We start from the raw sequence: 20620 nt of genomic DNA, 5'->3' as shown, positions 1-20620 counted from the left end.
AATCATAATAATAACCCTATAATTAATATGTTTACTCCATATTCAATCGCCATAGTAGATGATAATTCTCTCGTTAGAACTTTAGTGAGTTCTGAACTAAAAAAACACAGATGTAATATTCCTTTCCAAGCCGAGAATGGAGAAGAATGTATTACAAAACTCAAGCAAAGTAATTATTTGCCAGACATGATTATTCTTGATATTGAAATGCCAAGAATGGATGGTTTTACCACGGCTCTCATTGTAAAAAAGAACTGGCCTTCAATAAAAATAATAGCAATGTCTACCTTAGAGGATGAAACGTCCATCAATCGTATCTTAGATGCAGGGGCAGATTGTTTCTTATCCAAATCAAGTAATATAAAAACAGATTTGGTAGGTCTGATTCAGTATATGCTAACTTTAAATAGTTATGGTGATAGTAAAAATTCGAAATCATTCGTTCACCATGGTTTTAATAATCTAAGCTTACCGAAGTTTAGACAGCATTATATCTAAAATCCGTTTACCCAACACAAGTACCTCTCAAATTTATTGCATGCATTTAAGTAATCCTCAGAATATCCTCAACTCGTCGATATTATATCTACTTACTGGCATAAGTGTGATAATGTCGGGCACCATTGGGCTACTGGAATGGATATTGGGAATAAGTATTGTTGAAATCCTAATGCCACAGTATGTCACAACAGCGTTCGGAACCGTAATGTCTACTGTTGTATTTGTTTTGCTAGGAGTTTTAGTGATTCGGAAAACGTTAAACGAAAGCGAGCAAAAAAAATTAGCAGCAGAGCAAACAACCCTTGAATTGAATAAAAGGATTGAAGAAATGGTATTACATCAATCACCAAATATTCAATATTCTCATGAATTGTTTGTTAAATTGTTTGAATCCAATCCAACAGGCATAGCTATCAGCAAATTGGATAACGGCGAATATATTAATGTTAACCAGGCAGTGCTGGATATGGTTAAATATACGCACGAAGAAATGATAGGGCATACAGTCACGGAATTGTTAATACTGGATATTCCAGCGAGAAAAAAACTGATTAGCTTATTGAATGAACAAGGACGTATCCTCAATACTGATATTACCCTAAGAAATAAAGATGGAATGCCCATACATTGTATTTTTTCGATGGAAAAATTAATAATGGGAAATGAACAGTACTTGATGTCGTTCATTTATGATATTACAGACAGGAAAATCATTGAGAATAATTTAGTAGAGGCACACCAAAAACTAGAAATATTAACTAAAAAGTTAACAAAACAGAATCAGCAGTTGCGCGCTTTTGCACAGATTACTTCATACAACCTGCGTGCCCCAGTTAGCAATTTAAACCTATTGTTGCAATTCTATAAAGAAAGCATGACGATAGAAGACAAAGATGAGCTAGTAGGAAATTTAGATACAGTGGTCGATAATCTCACGGTTACGCTTGATGAATTATTAGAAACCGTTAGTGTTCAAGAAGACATTACAAAAGAACGAATAGAATTAGTTTTCGAAGACATTTTTGCATCTGTAAAAGTCATGCTGAAAGACCAGTTAATCGAAAGCGAAGCCATTGTGAGTGCTGATTTTTCTAAGGTACCTATTATTAGCTATCCTAGAGTTTATCTGGAAAGCATCCTGTTTAATCTATTATCCAATGCACTTAAATACAGTTCGCCTGATCGTATTCCCGAGATACGTTTGAAAACCGAAAATAACAATGGTGAAATAATCCTTAAAGTAGAGGATAATGGGCTTGGCATAGACTTAGCTAAACACAGAAGAAACATATTTGGAATGCACAAGACCTTCCACCGCCACCAGCAGGCCAGAGGTATGGGTTTATTTATGACTAAAACACAAGTAGAAGCTATGGGAGGAGAAATCACTGTAGAAAGTGTAGTTAATGAAGGTTCTATATTCACCGTAATTTTTAATAGGACAAAGCAATGAAAAAGTTATTAAGTCTATGTTTTATTGATGATGACCCCATCTATCAATATATGATTAAAAGAATGATTAGTAAAGATTATCAGGTAAATAAAATGTGGAACTTTCTTAATGGTGAAGAAGCATTCAATTATTTTGTTAGTCATTATATGGAAGTAGAGAATATTCCAGATATTATTTTTTTAGATATCAACATGCCACTCATGGATGGATGGCTGTTTTTAGAAGAATTTAGTGCTATCAAAGCACAGATTAACAAACCCGTTACTATTTTCATTGTTACGTCTTCTACAGACCCAGAAGACATTCAGCAGGCAAAGAAGATTAAAGAAATTTCAGACTACTTGGTCAAACCTTTTGATTCCGCTAAACTAAAAGAGATACTTGATAGCCATGAGTATATGCATTGTAAAAAATAATAAATCCCCGATATATGCCAAATGCTGGCATATCCGGGGGTTGTTTATATAGGTATGTATCTTATATTTATACGAGAAGGATAATCTGAAATACCTTAAATCTCAATATCACTTATAACTGCCACTTGCCGTTGCTGCAATGGTGGACGAGGCAGAAGGACTAGCACTTAACACTGTAGACAAAGTGAATGATTTTTCCCCTGTTTTAGTAAGTGTTCCATTAATGCTAGCAGATACGTCGCCACTTTCCTTTTGTATTAACACATAAATATTGCAAGCAGGATTAGCAGCCCAGCCGTTAGTAATGGTAAAGTTTCCAGAACTAGCCGTTGGCATGTTATAAACAAGCAAACTTTTGGTTGATGTAATACCCACATCAGTTGAACCTTTACAAATCTGTGAGGATACAGCAGTGCAGGGACCAGTATATTTATCACTACCAAAAGTAAATTCGTTGTTCGTGTTAACAGATGTTACCTCATCATTCTTACAACCCATAGCCATACAGCCAAGAACTGTGGTAATAAAAAGCGATTTTAGTAATGAGGTTTTCATTATATCAGTCTCTAGTTTTTTATTTTATAATACTAAATGTCAATCCTGCAATGATGGCAGGGTCTCCCTGTCCGACATGCACTTCAGCAAAAGCTCCAAAGCCCTTGGTAAAATTTAAGCGACCGCCAACACGCCCAAACCCACCAAAATCTCCTGAAGAAACCATCTCGTCTGAAGCATCGGAGGTTACCGCAGTATAAGTGTACGCAACGGCTGCACCTATATACAAAGCACCTTTGGTTTTATCCAGTTTCAATGCCTCATTCAAATAATATGAACCTCCAACGAGTGCTATAAATTCTCTTTTACCATTTTGATAATTTATCATGAATACCTGTGATTTGGCAATATTGTATATTGGTCCAGATAGGTTATCCCAATCATGATATTTAATAAAATCACTTGTTATTTCAACAACCTTTGCCTTAAGCTCAGATTTATCATTCTTGATGATGATGTCTTGTGCGAATAAAAATGAGGGAGAAGTAGCTAATAAGAATATTAAAAATAGTCTATTCTTCTGCAATTTCAACAATACTTGAATACCAGCATGGATGGCACAAGCATCCATAAGCTTAATGTAAAAGTGTTTTATAAAGTAACTGTTGTTTTTTTATTTGTATTTGGTAAAGCCTAATTAGCAAAGCTAATTTAGATGATTAGTGAAAATGTGGCAATACCTAGCGCTAGGTATTTTAGGCTACTATTTCCAGCTTTCAGAGATGACTTTACTTACTAAATCAACAGATTTTTTCAATATCCATACAGTTAATGACCTGAACCCTGTCTTGTTATTTTATTAGAATACCCACGAGAAAAGACTTCCCATTTTAAAATAAATTATATCCCTCGATTTACACCTTTATGAATAGCTATTTTATTCAAAAAATAAGTAAGGGGTTGAAGGGTAATTGATTGTTTTTCAAGAATATATATTTAACGATATAGCTATTTGGCACTTTTATGCTTACCGATTTTTGAAATATATGAATTATATAAGGTTATTCTTTAATGATATAAGGTTATTGTCGAATAAGATGCTCACCTTTACTGATAGTTTTATATTAAATTCAAGTAAAACCAACATATTAGCTAAAATGTTGAATTTACCGTGGCAGACATAGGCAGGGTTTAAGTAACTGCTGCCTTAATAATTATTTATAGTTAAATTATAGTTGACATACATTCAGCTAATAAATAATGAGAAACGAAAATAAAATTAAAATTTTTCTAGTAGATGATGATGTGGTGTTTTTGAAATCGCTAGAAATAGAATTCCTTCAATTAGATAACTTTATCGTTGAAACATATGTTACAGGCGAGCTTTGTATAGAAAACTTATCGCATGAACCCGATATCATTATTTTAGATTATTTGCTTGATGGGATTGATAAATACGCAATAAACGGAATACAAGTATTGGATGAAATAAAAGCTTTTGATGCTAAAATCCCTGTAGTGATGTTGTCTCAACAAGATAGAATAGATGTAGCCATAAATTGTATGCACCACCATTCTTATGATTATGTGGTAAAGAGCGAAACAGCCTTTTTGCGGTTACAGCAAATTATTTCAACTATTTTCAAGTATCATAAAATGGAAAAAGAGTTAAATTGGTATATGGAGAGAATGTAACATCGACGAATGACAAAATTAAACAGCGCTTTTATAAAGCCTTAACTTGCTAGCTCTTCCCACCCTTTTGCGTTGTCTGTGCTTCGTAAACAAACTTGATAGGTAAGGTATGAAATTATTTATAAAATATATGGTCAGCCATCGTTGTAAAATGGTGGTGAAAGCAGAGTTGAAAGCACTTGGATTACATTATGTAAATGTAAATTTGGGTGAAGTGGAAATCATGGAAAATATCTCTCAACAGCAGCACAACCAAATTAAAATTGCCCTTGCAAAATCGGGACTAGAACTAATGGATGATAAAAAAGCTATGTTAATCGAAAAAATAAAGAATGTAGTCGTTGAGATGGTTCATTATACAGATGAAATGCCTAAAATCAACTTCTCAGTTTATTTAAGCGAAAAACTTAAATACGATTATACTTATTTATCCAATCTTTTTTCTGAAACGGAAGGCACTACAGTTGAACAGTATATTCTTCTGCACAAAATTGAACGGGTAAAAGAGCTAATCATTTATGATGAGCTAAACCTTACCGAAATAGCGGCTAAACTACATTATAGTAGCGTAGCTCATCTTTCTAATCAATTCAAAAAGATAACTGGTTTAACCCCATCATTTTTTAAAGCCCTTAAACTTAAAAAAAGAAGTACTCTCGAAAACCTGTGAATCATGTAACTATTATCCAAAATCATGTAACAGTTTCTAGCTTTTTATACCCCATCTTTATACTGAATACTAAAAATCAAGCTATAAATACTAAAAAAATGAAAAAAATTAAATCGTATCTTTTAATCACGATTGTATTGGTTCTAGTGATGCCTATTACATTGAAAGCTGAAGGGAATGAACCTGAGAAAGCAGCAACTGAAAAAGTGGCATCAGCAACAGCAAGTACGCTAATGAATAGATTAGAAGAAATCAAGGCCATGGATAAATCGAATATGAGTTCGGTAGAAAAGAAAGCTTTGAGAAAAGAAGTCCGTTCAATTAAAAAATCATTAAAAGAAGTAGGCGGTGGCGTATATCTTTCTGTAGGAGCCATTATTATCATCGTATTATTATTGATTCTTTTACTGTAGATTAGAACAATATATGTTGGCTTGTGAGTCTGTACACAACCTATCAGATTAATCATGTATTAACTCACAAGTCAATATCTAATACAATAACTTATGTCTATCAATACAATAAATAAAGAAAAATCAATAGAACGACTAAACTCTCTGATTGAACTAGATAATGAAAGCTTAGAAAGCTATGGAATAGATGAAACAGGTTTGAAGGTTAAACCAACGAGTAAATATTTTAAAAAAGAGCTTATTGACGAAATGTATAATATTGGAGGTAAACCAACTAAGGAAAGAACGTCAACAAATAATTTTTTTGGTTTTTTAAGTAAATTAAAAACAATGCTTTCAGGAAATTACCGAAAAGCCATCCTAAATGTCTGTTTACATAGCGAGGAAGAAATCATTAATACTTATAGAAAAGCCTTGAAGGATAATCTAGCAAATATCTCTACCTATCAGCGCATTATGATTAATGCTCAACAAAGGTTACTTAGAGTTGATTATGCCAGAATAATAGCGTTAAACAACAAATCAGATAAGTATTGAGGTATAATAAGTAGATAAATTTAACTAGCTACGTATATAGGTTATCGTCAATATAGATACTATTGAAAATTAAATTGAAAAGCTACCATTGCTCCCCCAACCTGTGAATAATGCAACATATTTCTAAAGTTGTGTAACACATTCTAATGTCAAATTCCCAACCTTTGTAATAAGATAGTTCAATCAGCATTAAATCGAATATAAGTATGGGAAATTCTGAATTAGAAAAATCAAAAGCACTACAGGGAATATCACTATATTTTCTTTAGATGCTAGAGAAAAATTATCTAAAAAAAACTTCCTTACGATATATACATTCAAATTATTGATGGTTCTGCCGAGTTAATAATCAATGATAAAAAGTTAAGCTAAAATTAGGCGAAGAAATTATTATTCCAGCCCATTCAACCTACTGTTTTAATGCGAATGTCCAATTTAAAATGATTTTAACCATTATTAAAAGTGGCTACAAAGACTATTTGATAGCCCAAAAAAATGAAAACCACAAAAAATATATTATTAATTGAAGATGATAAAGATGACCAAAGGTTTTTTATAGAAGCCTTGAGTGAAATACACGAAGTTCGTCTGTTTGGACTTGCAAATAATGGAAAAGAAGCTTTAGAACAATTAGAAAAGGCAGAAATACTTCCAGACTTAATTTTTACGGACATCAATATGCCTATTATGGGAGGTATTGAATGTTTTGTTAAAATATTAAAGAACCCTCGAATGAAAAATATTCCAGTGGTTTTTCTTACTAATGATATGGATAGGATTAAAGAGATACTTCAGCTTGGGGGCAAAACATTTATCAATAAACCTTCTAATCAAAAAATACTTTGCCAGAAAATCAGACAGGCGATACAGAAAGCACTTAAACCCAATCCATCACTAGATTTTAAAGGCTCAGTTAATAAATTGATTTTTGAACAAAATGTTCCAGCACAAACGTTTTTTATAGTTAATAATTAAACTTTATGAAGACGGAAAGTGACCTTAACGACGATATTCTTAAAATAACAATGCTTATTGAAGAGAAATTTCCTGAATTATCTAAATATGTTGACGAAATGCCAGTTAGCGCTCCAGATGTTGTTAACCCAGCGGTAAATCAGAAAAATTTACAAGATTATTATGATTCTTTATTGGCATTATTAAAAAAATACAATACTAATCATAATCGCGGAGATACAGCATAATATGGTTCTCTAACCTCTAAACCTATACTATTCAAACAATCTTATATACAAAAACAACATCAAGAATAATGACTACAAAGAAGAAATTGGGTATCTGGATGGATCACTCAACAGCCAATTTAATGGAATATAGTAGTATTTTCATAGAAAGTAAAACAATAACATCTGATTTTACACATGAAGAAAAAGAGCAAAGCTTGAGCAAAAGCGAAAATGTTATGCATAACAAGGAGCAACACCTTGAAATGGATTTTTATAAAAAAATAGCTACGGAAATAATAGGGTATGATGAAGTATTACTATTTGGCCCAACAAATGCAAAAGCCCAACTATTTAATATTTTGAATGAAGACCAACATTATAAAAATATCAAGATTGAAGTAAGGACAAGTGATAAAATGACTGATAAACAACAGCTAGCTTATGTTAGAAATTATTTTACTAGGCTTTGATGGTAAATAATTAAAAACGATATACGGATAATGCTGAAGCAACTCTGCAAATAGCATTACAGAATGTTCAAAAAATATTCTCTACTCGTACCGTGCAATGGCATTCATTATAAAAGGCTTGTATTATCGTAATACATGGAACAACCCATCATATACTATATTGGCACTTAATACATTCTATGAAGTTTTCAGAGAGGACGAATACTTGCATAAAATGAAGATAGCCTTTAATTGGTTTTTAGATAATAACCACCTATATCAGATTTATCTATAATCCTTGTACGAGAGGGTGACTAGAAGAGATTTATTTGATGGCAAGATTGACCCTCGAAAGAGTCAACAAAAGAAAAGTCAGTGATGTCCAGCAAAGGGTGGCAACTCATTATAACAGTTATGTAATTATTTATTTATAGTTTTTTATCATTAGCAAGTACTACATCAATAGGTAAGATTTATTTCAATCAGTAAAATAATATGAAAACAACCATTTACTTAAACAACACTCTGTGGTCAAGCGTAGTAGGATGCCTTATTATGTTTGGCTTTATATCTTGTAATCATCGTTATCCAAAACCTGATGAAAGTTTATCAAATATTTATCAAATCAAAGAAACTACACTTGAAGATATAGCACTAGAAAATGACAAACAGTTTTTGGTAAATGTTGCAGAAATTGATTTAGAAGAAATAAAACTAGGACAGTTGGCACAACATACTAGTCAGCAATATGAAGTAAGAGTATTGGGTAAAAAGATGGAAGTGTTGCATTATAAATCATTAAAAAATATAATAGCAATTGCCAAGAAAAAATCAATCAGGATTTCAACAGTCTTATCAAACCATGCTATTGATACTTACAGCAAATTAAATAAACAGTCGCAAAGAGATTTTGACTTTGCGTTTTGTAATAGCATGGTTATGAGCAACAAAGATGCGATAGCTTCCTTTGAAAAAGTTTTAGTAGAATCTAACGATTTCGATATGATTCAATTGGCAACCATCATGTTGCCAACATTACGCAGTAATCTCAATCAAGCCATTACTTGTAAGAGAAATGCTGGAAGTTCGTCAAAGTAAAAGTATTATTTATTTCGCTTCAAAAAAGGAGATTCCTATGTCTACAAATCCGCTCTTATTCTCTCAGATAATATCTCGTTCAAATCTCACTCAATACCAACATTTAGATTACAAACAGGCGACCTAACAAAACTTGGTTGTGCCAGAATTTACCCAAAAAGGTTTCTTCAAGGAAAGAGTGTACACCGCTAGTGAGATTATTAGATAATCTGAAAGTAGGGAATACATGGCGAATCGCTAAGTACTAAAAGGCCATCTTTTACTACTTAGTAGCTTGTAAATAAGCCATCACTTAAAGTCCATCTCCTCAAAAATATTTATCAAGAAGCTTGTGTATAAATGCAATGAAAGAGGTACTTATACCACACTCTAAAGGATTATTCTATCTTTTGTGGTACTTAGTTCTCAGTCTACTACATATTTGAGTGGAATGCTTTTTTCACCATCTGTTACATTATATTCCACTTAAATTATAAAATTAACATTCAAATTATTCAAACTTAATTCTAAGAAAATGAAAAACACTCCAAAAAACTCAGATGTGGCTACTGGCCTGCGTGAATTATTTGAAGATAGCTTAAAAGACATTTATTACGCTGAAAAAGCATTGACAAAAGCTTTGCCAAAAATGGCTAAGAAAGCTACTTCTCAAGAATTGATAGATGCACTCCAAGATCATCTCAAGGTTACTGAAGGTCAAGTGATTCGTGCGGAAAAAGTATTTGAGGCACTAGGCTTGAAACCACAAACCAAGAAATGCGAAGCCATAGAAGGGCTAATTAAGGAAGCAGAGGAAATCATGGAAAGCACGCAAGAAGGCGTAGTACGTGATGCAGGTATTATTGCGGCAAGCCAGAAAGTAGAACACTACGAAATTGCTACTTATGGTACATTGTTTTCTTTCGCCAATACATTAGGTGAAAAAAAGGCAGCTAAGTTATTACATCAGACGTTGGAAGAAGAAAAAGATGCTGATAGCTTATTATCGGCCATTGCAGAAAGTTCAATCAATATTGAGGCTGCTGAAGAAGTTTAGCTAGCCGATTGGATAAATGCATTTTAAAATAAACATTCACTACACACTATGTTTAATCTCACCCGAATATAAACGAGTGAGAAGGTTCTCTTTGAAGGATTGGTTTCCATACTACCAATCCTCAAAGGGAGTTTTATAAATTATCTAAACTATTTTAAGAGTAAGTTTTGTTCTGCTTGTTTAAATCCCACCGCTGAAATTTTCAATTTTACAGTTCCTGCTGTTTGACCTGCACGCAAAATAGCCATGGCAAAACCGTTGTGAAGTGCTTTTTTATTTCCTGCAAACAAATCATTACTTACATGGTTGCCGTTATCTACTGCAATTATAGTTGCTAGTCCACTGACATCAAAAGTGATTTCTCCCGTTGCCGTTGGCACTTTAAGTCCTTTACTATCAACAGCATATACCTTTACATATTGAAGAGCCATGCCATCTGCTTTCCAGTCGGTATTTTCAGTTTCTATTTTTAGTGCTACTGCCTTCCCAGTTGTTTCCAGTTCGTCTTGAGTTACAATGTTGCCTCCTTTTCGGGCAATTGCCGTAATCTTACCAGCCGTAAATGGAATGTCTTTCCAATAAATAGTATTGCGTTTTTTTACGTCGGTAGAATTTTGTTGCACTCCTAACGATTTACCATTCACCAATAATTCCACCTCATCAGCATTGGTATAAGTATAGAGATTATACTTTTTGCCTTCCTGTCGATTCCAATGTGACGAAATAACTTTTTGTCCTACCAATACATCGTTCCACATTTTTGTATCTCCTTCATTATCTACGATACCGATATGTACTAAAGGTTCTTCCTTGAAAACACTTTTGGTTAGCCATGCTTGTGGAAAAGGCTCCATGGCATGATTGAAAAAGGAATAGTTCCAACCCTTCTTCGGCCAACCGTCAGACTCCCCCCAATATTCAATAGCTCCCCAATAGGCTAATCCCACCATTTTATCTCTATCCATACCGAAGTAAGGAGCAGCCAATTCATTCGTAACGGCCTCACTTTGATAAATAATCATATCGGGAGCGTGCTTCAAATACTCTTGATAATCATCCCATACATAGTTGAAACTGGCCACATCAGTTACAGTGGCTAATTCAGGCGGAACGATGTTTTCTTTGATTTTGAAATCTGGATTAGCCTTAATAATTCCTCCAGCACGAGCGGGATACATAGCAACTGTTGTTTTACGGGTAGGGTCATAACGTTTTGCTACTACATCCATCAGTCGGTAGGTAGTAACGCCCCAATCACCTGTTGCAAATCCCCATCGTTCTTCTTGAAACTGTAACTCATTTCCAAAGCTCCACATAATAACCGAAGGATGATTTCTATCTCGTTTAATCCATTCCTTTACATTGTTGAACCATACATCATTCCATGGTGCATTGCCTGCCCAAGCAACTGTGCTTCCCCATTTGTCGTATAATTCATCGACAACCAGAATTCCTTTTTCATCGGCAAGGTTAAAAAATGCTTCCGAATAAGGGTTATGCGAAGTACGGATATGATTAAAACCAAAGGCTTTTAATTTGTCCATCATTCTGGCAATTGAGGTTTCATAAGCAGCCGCACCTACAGCACCCAAGTCATGATGATTGGCAACGCCTTTAAGAAAGACCTTTTTACCATTTAATTTTAATCCATATTCTTTAGAGAACTCAATCGTACGGATTCCAAACTTTTTAGTGAGTTTATCAATCACTTTTCCATTTAAAACTAATACAACTTCAGCTGTATAAAGATTGGGCGTTTCACAAGACCAAAGTTGCGGATTCGTAATATTTATCCTTGGTAGGGGATCTTCTACGGTAGCGATATTTGATTTCTTCGGAGCCCACGTTTTTGTTTCAGCTATTTGTTTTCCTTCTGGAGAAAATATCGTTGTCTTAATCTCCAGTTGATATTGTTTATTTTTAATTCCTGCTACTTCCACTTGTACAATTACTTCGGCATGCTGATTAGAAATGTGTGGAGTTGTGATAAAAATACCATGACGAGCAATAGAGATGGTGTCTTTTACTATCAGATGTACATCTCTGAAAAGTCCACCACCAGTGTACCAACGGGAATTGCTGTTTTCGCCCGTAGAAGTACGAACGGCAACCACATTTACAGCGTCGTATCGAATGATTCCTGCAATATCTGATTCAAAACCAAGATAACCGTAGTCTGTTTTTCCAATCTTCTTTCCATTCACCCACACTTCCCCTGATAACATCATTCCTTCAAAATCAAGCAATATTTGTTTACCTATCCAACTAGAGTCTGCCTTGAATGTTTTTCGATACCAACCTATCCCCATTGCTTTAAATCCACGACCACGACTGGCTGATTTATCCCAAGGTTGCTCAATCTGAAAATCGTGTGGCAAATCTAGCTCACGCCAATCACTATCATCGTAAGTGAGATTTTGAGCATTCGAGATTTCACCAGCTTTGAATTTCCAACCAAAATTAAAAAGTTGGTTTATTCTAACGTGCTCATGCTTGCTTTGAGCAAAAAGGAATGTTGTATAAAAAAGGGTAACGATGGTTAATAAAATTTTCTTATTCTTCATTAGTAATTTACATTTAGTTCCTCTATAGTGTCTCATGGTGCAAAAGAAAGAGAATAGAATCATTTGCAAATAGAAGACAAATACTAGACTATTTTGATTTCCGAAAATTACGTACAAGAAGGGTGATAAGAGGTGGGATAGCTTGACCAAATTTTATCCAAGTTATGTCCATAATATGGATAAAATAAGTTGTTGGTTTACAGGCATTTGCCAGTTTTACTTTGAAGTTCTTTGAGGAGGGAAATTAGAAATGGTAGAGGATTTTGCCATCTTCAGATGTTAGCTGGCAGGTTTTTACGAAAGCAGTTCCTTCGAATTCTAAAAAAAGACCCTTAATGGCGCCTATCGATTCTTGGTATGTTCGTGTATATAGGAGCTTGTTGTTAACATAAAGCAATACCTTTTTATGATGATTTATCATTTTCACGGTAGTCCAATGGCTTAAATCTAATGTAAACTTAGAAAGATTGACTTTAGTCCCAACATAGCTTTGCTCACTAATTATATTGGTTATTCTATTACTGCACCCTGGGGTGGCTAATCTAAAACGGATACGATTTTTGATGCCAGAAACTTGAAACTGAGTGCTTTTACAATACATTCCATTTTTATCCACCATGTTTTTAAAGGTGGTTTCAAAAACAAAATTTTCGCCAGTATAATCCACAGGCATAAAATTACAAAGCCTAGTATAAACCAGTCCAGACGTATCGATGCCTTTTGATTTTAGCTGTTCGTTTGAAATATGGAAGAGGCTGTCTTTCCCAGTTTTAGTAGCCAAAAATTCATAGTAATGTTTTGGTAACTCATCTCCCTGACGGTATCCAAGACCAACCCATTTGTTAGAACGGACATACACATTGATTGACTTCAAGGTATGTTTTCTACTTTGTAAGGTTACGGAAAATACACCTGGGAACAGATAAGCATGAGCGAGGCTGGCTTTCCCAGGTTCCACATACACCCATTGTGTTTTATCACCAAAATTCAGAAAAAGACTGTCTTTGCTTTTAGGAGCCTGATATTCGAAAAAGGCCGTTGCTGGCAATAATCCTTCCATACTCACAAATCGTAAGTCAGATGTAGAATCACTGTCTGTATAGAAAAAACTGAAAATCATAGCCATCAGTCCTGCAAAAGTGATAATAGCCATCGGCAGAACAAATTTATAAATGCCAATGCGTTTAGGTGCGGGTAAGATTAACGGTTCTATTGGTTGTTTAATATCGTCGAGCGCATTAGCTGATGAAAGATTTTGACCGTATTTTTCTAGCGCCTGAATGGTGGCCTGTTGTGGAATGTAATGCTGATAAACTGAAATTTTTCCAAAAATCCGTTTAAGGGTATTGGTACTAATAGAAACATTCGTGTCTTGAAGAATCTCATGACTAAGCTCCACAAAATCCCTGTGCTTCCATGTCTCAGGGTCCCCATGGTCAAAACGAATTTGGCAGCTTGCCACAATATTTTCAAATTTAGTTTTCATATCTGTACAAGGATACTGATTTTAGTAAAACCGTAACAGGGCTAGCAGATTTTAAGAAAAATATGATTACTTTAAAATGAGAAAAGTGAATGTTAGGTATGACGAATTTTCTTTAGGTTTTCAAATGAAGACATCTTTTTGGCAGTTTTACCTTAAATTATGCAGAAAGATATAGTACCAAATAAAAAAGGGTTTTTACAATAAGATGTAAAAACCCTTTTTTATACTGTACCGGGGACGGGAATCGAACCCGTACGAACTTGCGTTCACAGGATTTTAAGTCCTGCGTGTCTACCAGTTCCACCACCCTGGCATGAAATTAAAGTAATTACCCTAACTTCTTAAACTTAAAAAGCACCTTACGGTGCTTCGATAAGCTGAGCGAAAGACGAGGTTCGAACTCGCGACCTCAACCTTGGCAAGGTTGCGCTCTACCAGCTGAGCTACTTTCGCTTATAATTCCGTTGAATTGTGGTGCAAAATTATGCCTTATAAATCACCTGTGCAAGCTTTTTGTGAAAAAAATAGCAAAAAAAATTTGAAAAATTTATAAATCGCTGATTATGTTTGGATTAAGTCTTAAACTTTTTTTTAGATTTTTCTGCATCTGAATATGTCAGGAGGCATAAAGCTGGTATGGAAATTATTATTGAGGTAATTCATGCTGATTTTATGATAAACAAAAAGAGTCATTGCCAGAAATGGAAATGACTCTTTTAAAACAAACCTGACCAATCAATTATTTTATTCGATAACTACTCTTTTTGCAGTCCCGTCTTCACCTTGTGTTACCGTTACAAAGAGTGTTCCTTTTGTATTTTTCTTTAATTCTACTTGTCCCATGAAATCTCCTTGGAAATCTTTAAATTTCTGCGTACCCACTTCTTTACCATTGACATCAGTAACGATTACATTCACATCACCTTTTTCAGGAGTGTAAAATTTAAGATTCAGTTTGTTGTCAAAAGGCTTGTTTGGATATATTTTCAGGGCTTTTACTGTTTTTGATTCGTTGAAAGGATCAAACTCTTTAAAGTCGTTATCAAACTTAAACTTGAATTCCTTCATAGCAGGTTTTAATGAACCTATTAGTTTGTCACTATCCAATCTCTTGAAATCGAAGTTATACGCATGGATATCTTTATCATTGAAGTCTTTGTCAATTCGTTTGCCATCTTTGTAGATTTCAATGCGTTTCTGCCCATTTCCAAAAGCTCTTGGCGCTTGTGATAACCTATCACCATTTCTGTCTATTTTAATTCTAATTTGTTTTCTACCGTGACCCGATGCCGAGAATAATGAATCTGTGATGTTATTGATTAAATTCTCTTTTTGTTCAGCATTCAAACCTTCTGCATTATAAGTACGGTCGAATACTTGTTTTTGTCCGTTTTCTGTAGTCTCTACATGGATTTTGATTTTTCCATCTTTTTCTTCAATATTTTGCGAAGTGCTTTTTTGAGCCATTGCTGTCATACTTACCGCAAATAAGAGGGCTGTCCCGAAAATTTTGATGTTCTTTTGCATAGTGAATGTTGGATTTTGATTAAAAAAAACATTTAAAATTTATATAAAACAAACTTAATCAACCTATTATATATCAAACCTTTAAACTTTGTTAAAAGATGTTAAACAAAATAAATTGGTTAAGATTTAGTTTAATTTTGTTGCTCTGAAATAGACACACTAAAAATGAAAATGTTGCAAAGTAAATTTTCGAGTATATTTTTTGTGCGAAAATTATTTGAAACTAATTTAGATGAACTAAAAAGAGTATGATTAATGCTAATTATTAAGAATGACTAAGCGAAAAATACAATATATTATTGCTTTGATGGCTTTTGCACTGTTAGGTTTAATCGCCTTTCAAATGTATTGGTTGGGTTTTACGGTTCGCTCTAAAAATGATCAGTTTGGAAGTGATGTAAGAGACGCTATGCAACAGGTAGTGCGGAAGCTTGGCAAACAGGAGTTTTATTATTTTGTCCAAAGGAAAGTAGAGGCAGAAGAAAAACAAAAACAACTGCTGGCGATAGCAAAGCCTGTAGAAGAAAAGGTACAGGAAGTACCCAAACAGAAAGTGCTCGCTCAAAACACTCCGAATCAATCAACCATTGGTTTGGATAAAGTAGCACGTACGCCTTTTCCTTCAGATATTTTGGTATCAAAGGGAACGGAGATTTTGCCAAATGGGGAGATTAGAGAATATCAGGAATTTTCAATGAATATTGATATTCAAGATTTTCAGAATCGATTGAATGAACATAAACAATTAGATGAGATTTTTTCGGAGGCACTTCAGCAACATCAGAATAGTTTACAAAAACAAGATTCTATGCAGAAGGCTGATTTGCTAGCAGCGAAAAGGAAAAAACTTGTAAAAAAGCATGTTGACAAAATTATTGAGCCTTTAAAAACAGAAGATAAAGTAATGAACAAAGCCGAAATGGCTAAGGAGGTTTTTAATGATTTTCTGTTCAAAAAAAGGAGTATTTATGACAGAATCAATTATATGGTTCTGGATTCTCTGTTGAAATATGAAATCAAAATGAAGGGAATAGAAATTCCCTTTGAATATGGTATCAGTAGTCAGGAAGAGCCTAATTATCTGCATTATGCGTCTTCGATGAAATACAAAATGACGGGCTTGAAAAATGATAAGGATACGTATACTGTTAATCTCTTCCCGAACGATTATGCCAATTCTGAAAATTATTTAAGAGTATATTTTCCTAATCAAGACCGTTATATTATCCGCAACATCTGGGTGATGTATGCTACTTCCTTGCTGTTGATTTTGGTGGTATTAAGTTGTTTTTATGTAGCTGTGAATACGATCGTGAAACAAAAGCAATTAGCAGACATTAAAAATGATTTTATCAATAACATGACCCATGAGTTTAAAACGCCAATTTCTACGATTTCATTGGCTACTCAGATGCTCCAAGACGAAGCCGTGGCTGCTAGTCCATCGATGTTTAAAAGATATTTAGGGATTATCCGTGATGAAAACAAAAGGCTAGGCTCTCAAGTTGAGAAAGTACTACAAACCGCACAAATGGAAAGAGGAGACGTACAATTGAAGCTAAAAACGGTTGACGTGCATGAAATTATTGAGAAAGTATTAGAAAATATTAGCCCACAAATTGAGCTTAGAGAAGGTACGATTGATTTAGATTTACAGGCCGAAAAGACAGAAATTGAAGCAGATGAAGTACATTTGACCAATATTATCTTTAATCTTTTAGATAATGCCAATAAGTATTCGCCAGAAAAGCCTGAAATTACCATCGTTACTCAAAATACTGAAAAAGGGATATCAATTATCATAAAAGATAAGGGTATTGGAATGAGTAAGGAGTCGATAAAGAATATCTTTGAAAAATTCTATCGCGTTCCTACTGGTAATTTGCATGATGTAAAAGGGTTTGGCTTAGGTTTGAGCTATGTGAAAAAGATGGTAGAAGAACATCACGGACGTATAAATGTAGTGAGTAGGTTTGGTGAAGGAAGTGAATTTGAAGTGATTTTACCTATATAAGTATAGTAGAATATTTTGTACTTGATGATGAAAATTAAGAGTTTAATGTATTTATAAGGTAATGTTCAACAAGTTAGTGCGAGATACATAAAAGAATAAAATTACTTTTTACAAAACTAAAAATATGGAAACGCTTCTTATACAAACACAGTCTAAGCAGACAAGTAAATTACTGGTTGAATTAGTAAAAAAAATGGGTGATAAAGCACAGATTCTTAACCCTGAAATTGCTGAAGATTTAGCGTTAGGTTTGATGATGACCCAAGAGAAAACAGGCAAGAAAGTGTCAAAAGCCTCTATATTAGAACATTTAAGCAAATGATTTTGCAATTTGATGAGTCATTTGAAAAAAGTATCAAAAAGCTCAAAGATAAAAAAATAAAAGCTCGTCTATTGTCTTTAATTGAAAGTTTTGAAAATTCAGATTCTCTTGCTGAAATTCCTAATATCAAAAAAATGCAAGGTTTCCAAACCTATTATAGAGTTAGACTAGGTGATTATCGAATAGGTTTTGAGCTTCAGGATGATGGTAGTATTCTTTTTATTTTGATAGCTCACCGCAAGGAAATTTATAAGTATTTCCCTTGAAAATATGTAGATAATTGTTATAAATGTCTATTATTGAAAGATATATAGCTATGAATAACAATGTAAAAACACCAACAAATTAAAGATAAAAATCAATTTAACTGAAATGACAAAGATTCTCCTCGCCGAAGACGACCCCAATTTAGGTACTTTGCTACAAGAATATTTAACGATAAAAGGCTATGAAACTATTCTGGCTAAAGATGGTGATGAAGCCCTGACAAAGTTTGTACAGCAGGATTATGACCTTTGTATTTTTGATGTAATGATGCCTAAAAAAGACGGTTTTACGTTGGCTAAAGAGGTTAGAATGTCTGATAAAGATACGCCTATCATTTTCCTGACGGCCAAAGCGATGAAGGAAGATACTTTGCAAGGCTTTAAACTAGGAGCCGATGATTATATGACCAAACCTTTTTCGATGGAAGAATTGTTAGCACGCCTGCAAGCAGTTTTACGAAGAAGTCAGAAATTAGAGTTGCAAAATGAAAAAATATCGCACTTTACAATCAGAGGTTTTGCTTTTGATACTGAAAAACAAATACTAGAAAGAAATGGTGAATCTCAGAAATTGACGGCAAAAGAATCAGCTTTGCTGAAATTATTATGCGAAAACATGGGAAAGCCTGTCAGTAGAAGTTTTGCTTTGAAAATGGTTTGGGGAGATGATACCTATTTCAATGCCCGAAGCATGGATGTATATATTACCAAATTAAGAAAATTCTTGAAAGAAGAACCCGAAATCCAGATTTTGAACCTTCATGGAGAAGGCTTTAAATTAATGGTATAAAATTAATAAGTTGTTAGGCTTAAAGTACTGTATATCAATTTTGAGCCAATATGGTAAACTGCTCACAACTCATCACTCAAAACTAAATGGATGTAGTTCTCTTGATTGGTTCAATAATATGCCTTTTAGTAGGTTTGGCAGGTGCAGTGTTACCATTGCCAGGGCCACCCCTCAGCTTGATAGGCTTATTTATGTTACATTATTCCAAATATGTGGATTTTGATAAGAAAACCCTGACTTTCTTTACGTTGGTTACCATCGGCATCAGTATTTTCGATTATTATGCACCTATTTGGGGAACAAAAAAGTTTGGTGGGACTAAGTACGGTTCGTGGGGTTCAATGATTGGCCTATTAGTAGGCTTATTCGTTATTCCAGGCTTTGGCTTATTTATTGGAGCTTTTTTGGGAGCATTTTTAGGGGAGATTGTTGGAAAAGCAACACCTGAAAAAGCCCTAAAAGCGGCTGTTGGCTCATTTTTAGGGCTTATTGCTGGTATGGTTGGAAAAGTAATTCTTTGTTTAGCTATGCTGGTGTTTGCCATCATCGCCATTGTTGAATACTTTATGATTATGCTGTAACTTCCTCTTTTACTACTGGCGGTTTCTTTCCTGCCAATTGTCCACAGGCAGCATCAATATCTTTTCCTCTTGAGCGACGCACGTTTACTACCATGTTTTTACTTTCTAAAAACTGAGCAAATTTGGATAATGTCTGTGGGTCGGTATTGGTATAATTTGCTTCTGCAATGGGATTATATTCAATAATATTGATTTTACAAGGAAACTGTCTGGCAAACTCCCAAAGCTCTTTAGCATCTTGTAAACTATCATTAAAGCGATAGAAAAGAATGTATTCAAGCGTAATTCTACTGCCTGTTTTCTTGTAAAAATGCAATAAAGAATCCTTCAACGCTTCAAGTGTGTTCGATTCGTTGATAGGCATAATCTCATTGCGCTTTACATCATTAGCTGCGTGAAGTGAAAGAGCCAAATTGAATTTTACTTCATCATCACCCAATTTGGTAATCATCTTAGCAATACCCGCCGTTGAAACCGTTATGCGTTTTGGCGACATTCCTAGGCCTTCTGGCGAAGTAATATAGTTGATAGATGACAATACATTAGCATAATTCAGCAAAGGCTCGCCCATACCCATATACACAATATTTGTAAGGGGAGTTTGATAATGCGATTCTGCTTGGTCACGAATCAATACTACTTGGTCATATATTTCGGCAGGATCAAGGTTACGCTTTCTATCCATATAACCTGTAGCACAAAATTTACAGGTTAGTGAACAGCCTACTTGTGACGACACACAGGCCGTCATTCTATCGTCAGCAGGAATCAACACGCCTTCTACTAAATTATGGTCGAATAATTCAAAAGACGATTTGATAGTTCTGTCTGAACTTACCTGTTTTTCAGATACTTTAACTGCTCTGATGTCAAAGTTATTTTCTAACAGTTCACGCGTTTTCTTAGAAAGGTTAGTCATTTCTTCGAAAGTCAACACTGATTTTTTCCAAAGCCACTCATAAATCTGTTTAGCCCTGAATCCTTGTTCGCCATGCTCAGTCAAAAAGTCTTTGATTTGAGCGAGCGATAGTTTACGTATATCTTTTTTGGTGATTTTTACTGTTTCCATGTATTTGGCAATCTTAGCTTTCAAATGTCAAGTAAGATTATTTTATATCGACAA

General features: G+C 34.2%; 24 protein-coding genes and 2 tRNA genes. 18 read left to right on the top strand and 8 right to left on the bottom strand.

The window, feature by feature from the left end:
* Positions 1-27 precede the first annotated feature (27 nt).
* The 3 genes from AC07N0_RS03555 (at position 28) to AC07N0_RS03545 (ending at position 2370) form a co-directional block, all read left to right on the top strand.
* Complete coding sequence (locus AC07N0_RS03555) at positions 28-498, top strand: response regulator (RefSeq protein WP_494588149.1); 471 nt, start codon at positions 28-30, stop codon at positions 496-498.
* A gap of 112 nt (positions 499-610) precedes the next feature.
* The gene (locus tag AC07N0_RS03550) at positions 611-1954 is read left to right on the top strand and encodes a sensor histidine kinase (protein WP_494588148.1); all 1344 of its coding nucleotides are present in this window, start codon (positions 611-613) and stop codon (positions 1952-1954) included.
* Positions 1951-2370 (top strand): response regulator, encoded by a 420-nt coding sequence (locus AC07N0_RS03545; protein WP_494588147.1) that lies wholly within the window; start codon positions 1951-1953, stop codon positions 2368-2370. The genes AC07N0_RS03550 and AC07N0_RS03545 overlap by 4 nt, the downstream gene beginning before the upstream one ends.
* Positions 2371-2478: 108 nt before the next feature.
* Here AC07N0_RS03545 and AC07N0_RS03540 read toward each other — a convergent pair whose 3' ends face one another.
* Both AC07N0_RS03540 and AC07N0_RS03535 read right to left on the bottom strand, forming a co-directional pair.
* Positions 2479-2925 carry a hypothetical protein gene (locus AC07N0_RS03540; protein WP_494588146.1) on the bottom strand — a complete coding sequence of 149 codons (447 nt, stop codon included), beginning with the start codon at positions 2923-2925 and terminating at the stop codon, positions 2479-2481.
* 19 nt (positions 2926-2944) lie between these two features.
* Positions 2945-3496: a hypothetical protein gene (locus AC07N0_RS03535; protein WP_494588145.1), complete on the bottom strand. Its 552-nt coding sequence runs from the start codon at positions 3494-3496 to the stop codon at positions 2945-2947.
* Between the two features lie 629 nt (positions 3497-4125).
* On the opposite strand from AC07N0_RS03535, the gene AC07N0_RS03530 reads away from it, so the two are divergent.
* The 10 genes from AC07N0_RS03530 to AC07N0_RS03485 all read left to right on the top strand — a co-directional run bounded on the left by AC07N0_RS03530 (position 4126) and on the right by AC07N0_RS03485 (position 9947).
* Positions 4126-4560: a response regulator gene (locus AC07N0_RS03530; protein WP_494588144.1), complete on the top strand. Its 435-nt coding sequence runs from the start codon at positions 4126-4128 to the stop codon at positions 4558-4560.
* A gap of 109 nt (positions 4561-4669) precedes the next feature.
* Complete coding sequence (locus tag AC07N0_RS03525; RefSeq protein ID WP_494588143.1) at positions 4670-5230, top strand: helix-turn-helix domain-containing protein; 561 nt, start codon at positions 4670-4672, stop codon at positions 5228-5230.
* A 98-nt stretch (positions 5231-5328) separates the two neighbouring features.
* The gene (locus tag AC07N0_RS03520; RefSeq protein ID WP_494588142.1) at positions 5329-5643 is read left to right on the top strand and encodes a hypothetical protein; all 315 of its coding nucleotides are present in this window, start codon (positions 5329-5331) and stop codon (positions 5641-5643) included.
* Between the two features lie 93 nt (positions 5644-5736).
* Positions 5737-6180 carry a ferritin family protein gene (locus tag AC07N0_RS03515; RefSeq protein ID WP_494588141.1) on the top strand — a complete coding sequence of 148 codons (444 nt, stop codon included), beginning with the start codon at positions 5737-5739 and terminating at the stop codon, positions 6178-6180.
* 495 nt (positions 6181-6675) lie between these two features.
* Positions 6676-7155 carry a response regulator gene (locus AC07N0_RS03510; RefSeq protein WP_494588140.1) on the top strand — a complete coding sequence of 160 codons (480 nt, stop codon included), beginning with the start codon at positions 6676-6678 and terminating at the stop codon, positions 7153-7155.
* A gap of 5 nt (positions 7156-7160) precedes the next feature.
* Entirely contained in the window at positions 7161-7382 is a 222-nt protein-coding gene (locus tag AC07N0_RS03505; protein WP_494588139.1) for a hypothetical protein, read from the top strand.
* 122 nt (positions 7383-7504) lie between these two features.
* Positions 7505-7834, top strand: coding sequence for a hypothetical protein (locus AC07N0_RS03500; RefSeq protein ID WP_494588138.1), 330 nt, complete (start codon positions 7505-7507; stop codon positions 7832-7834).
* 97 nt (positions 7835-7931) lie between these two features.
* Positions 7932-8108: a hypothetical protein gene (locus tag AC07N0_RS03495; protein ID WP_494588137.1), complete on the top strand. Its 177-nt coding sequence runs from the start codon at positions 7932-7934 to the stop codon at positions 8106-8108.
* Positions 8109-8308: 200 nt separating this feature from the next.
* Positions 8309-8911, top strand: a complete 603-nt coding sequence (locus AC07N0_RS03490; protein WP_494588135.1) for a DUF4142 domain-containing protein — start codon at positions 8309-8311, stop codon at positions 8909-8911.
* Positions 8912-9425: 514 nt separating this feature from the next.
* Complete coding sequence (locus tag AC07N0_RS03485) at positions 9426-9947, top strand: YciE/YciF ferroxidase family protein (RefSeq protein WP_492800845.1); 522 nt, start codon at positions 9426-9428, stop codon at positions 9945-9947.
* A 149-nt stretch (positions 9948-10096) separates the two neighbouring features.
* Here the strand turns inward: AC07N0_RS03485 and AC07N0_RS03480 are convergent, their stop codons facing one another.
* The 5 genes from AC07N0_RS03480 to AC07N0_RS03460 form a co-directional block, all read right to left on the bottom strand.
* Positions 10097-12511, bottom strand: a complete 2415-nt coding sequence (locus tag AC07N0_RS03480; RefSeq protein ID WP_494588134.1) for a glycoside hydrolase family 2 TIM barrel-domain containing protein — start codon at positions 12509-12511, stop codon at positions 10097-10099.
* 244 nt (positions 12512-12755) lie between these two features.
* On the bottom strand, positions 12756-13973 hold the full coding sequence (locus tag AC07N0_RS03475) for a hypothetical protein (protein ID WP_494588133.1): 1218 nt from the start codon (positions 13971-13973) through the stop codon (positions 12756-12758).
* Positions 13974-14226: 253 nt separating this feature from the next.
* Positions 14227-14310: transfer RNA gene (locus tag AC07N0_RS03470), tRNA-Leu, on the bottom strand.
* A gap of 67 nt (positions 14311-14377) precedes the next feature.
* Positions 14378-14450: transfer RNA gene (locus tag AC07N0_RS03465), tRNA-Gly, on the bottom strand.
* A gap of 291 nt (positions 14451-14741) precedes the next feature.
* Positions 14742-15524 carry a T9SS type A sorting domain-containing protein gene (locus AC07N0_RS03460; RefSeq protein WP_492800842.1) on the bottom strand — a complete coding sequence of 261 codons (783 nt, stop codon included), beginning with the start codon at positions 15522-15524 and terminating at the stop codon, positions 14742-14744.
* Between the two features lie 271 nt (positions 15525-15795).
* Between AC07N0_RS03460 and AC07N0_RS03455 the strand changes: the two genes are divergently transcribed.
* From AC07N0_RS03455 to AC07N0_RS03435, 5 genes are all read left to right on the top strand, one after another.
* Complete coding sequence (locus tag AC07N0_RS03455; protein WP_494588132.1) at positions 15796-17538, top strand: sensor histidine kinase; 1743 nt, start codon at positions 15796-15798, stop codon at positions 17536-17538.
* A 124-nt stretch (positions 17539-17662) separates the two neighbouring features.
* Positions 17663-17860, top strand: a complete 198-nt coding sequence (locus AC07N0_RS03450) for a hypothetical protein (RefSeq protein ID WP_492800840.1) — start codon at positions 17663-17665, stop codon at positions 17858-17860.
* A complete protein-coding gene (locus AC07N0_RS03445; RefSeq protein ID WP_494588130.1) occupies positions 17857-18126 on the top strand; it encodes a type II toxin-antitoxin system RelE family toxin in 270 nt (89 codons plus the stop codon). The genes AC07N0_RS03450 and AC07N0_RS03445 overlap by 4 nt, the downstream gene beginning before the upstream one ends.
* A gap of 106 nt (positions 18127-18232) precedes the next feature.
* Positions 18233-18916 carry a response regulator transcription factor gene (locus tag AC07N0_RS03440; RefSeq protein ID WP_323251405.1) on the top strand — a complete coding sequence of 228 codons (684 nt, stop codon included), beginning with the start codon at positions 18233-18235 and terminating at the stop codon, positions 18914-18916.
* 86 nt (positions 18917-19002) lie between these two features.
* Positions 19003-19497: a DUF456 domain-containing protein gene (locus tag AC07N0_RS03435; protein ID WP_494588128.1), complete on the top strand. Its 495-nt coding sequence runs from the start codon at positions 19003-19005 to the stop codon at positions 19495-19497.
* Here the strand turns inward: AC07N0_RS03435 and rlmN are convergent.
* Entirely contained in the window at positions 19487-20566 is a 1080-nt protein-coding gene (gene rlmN / locus AC07N0_RS03430; RefSeq protein ID WP_323251401.1) for a dual-specificity RNA methyltransferase RlmN, read from the bottom strand. The two genes, AC07N0_RS03435 and rlmN, sit on opposite strands and share 11 nt — an antisense overlap.
* Positions 20567-20620: the final 54 nt, after the last annotated feature.

Source organism: Arcicella sp. GW821-FHT09D11, from assembly GCF_059416265.1.
This window is presented reverse-complemented; position numbering and strand designations above follow the sequence as displayed.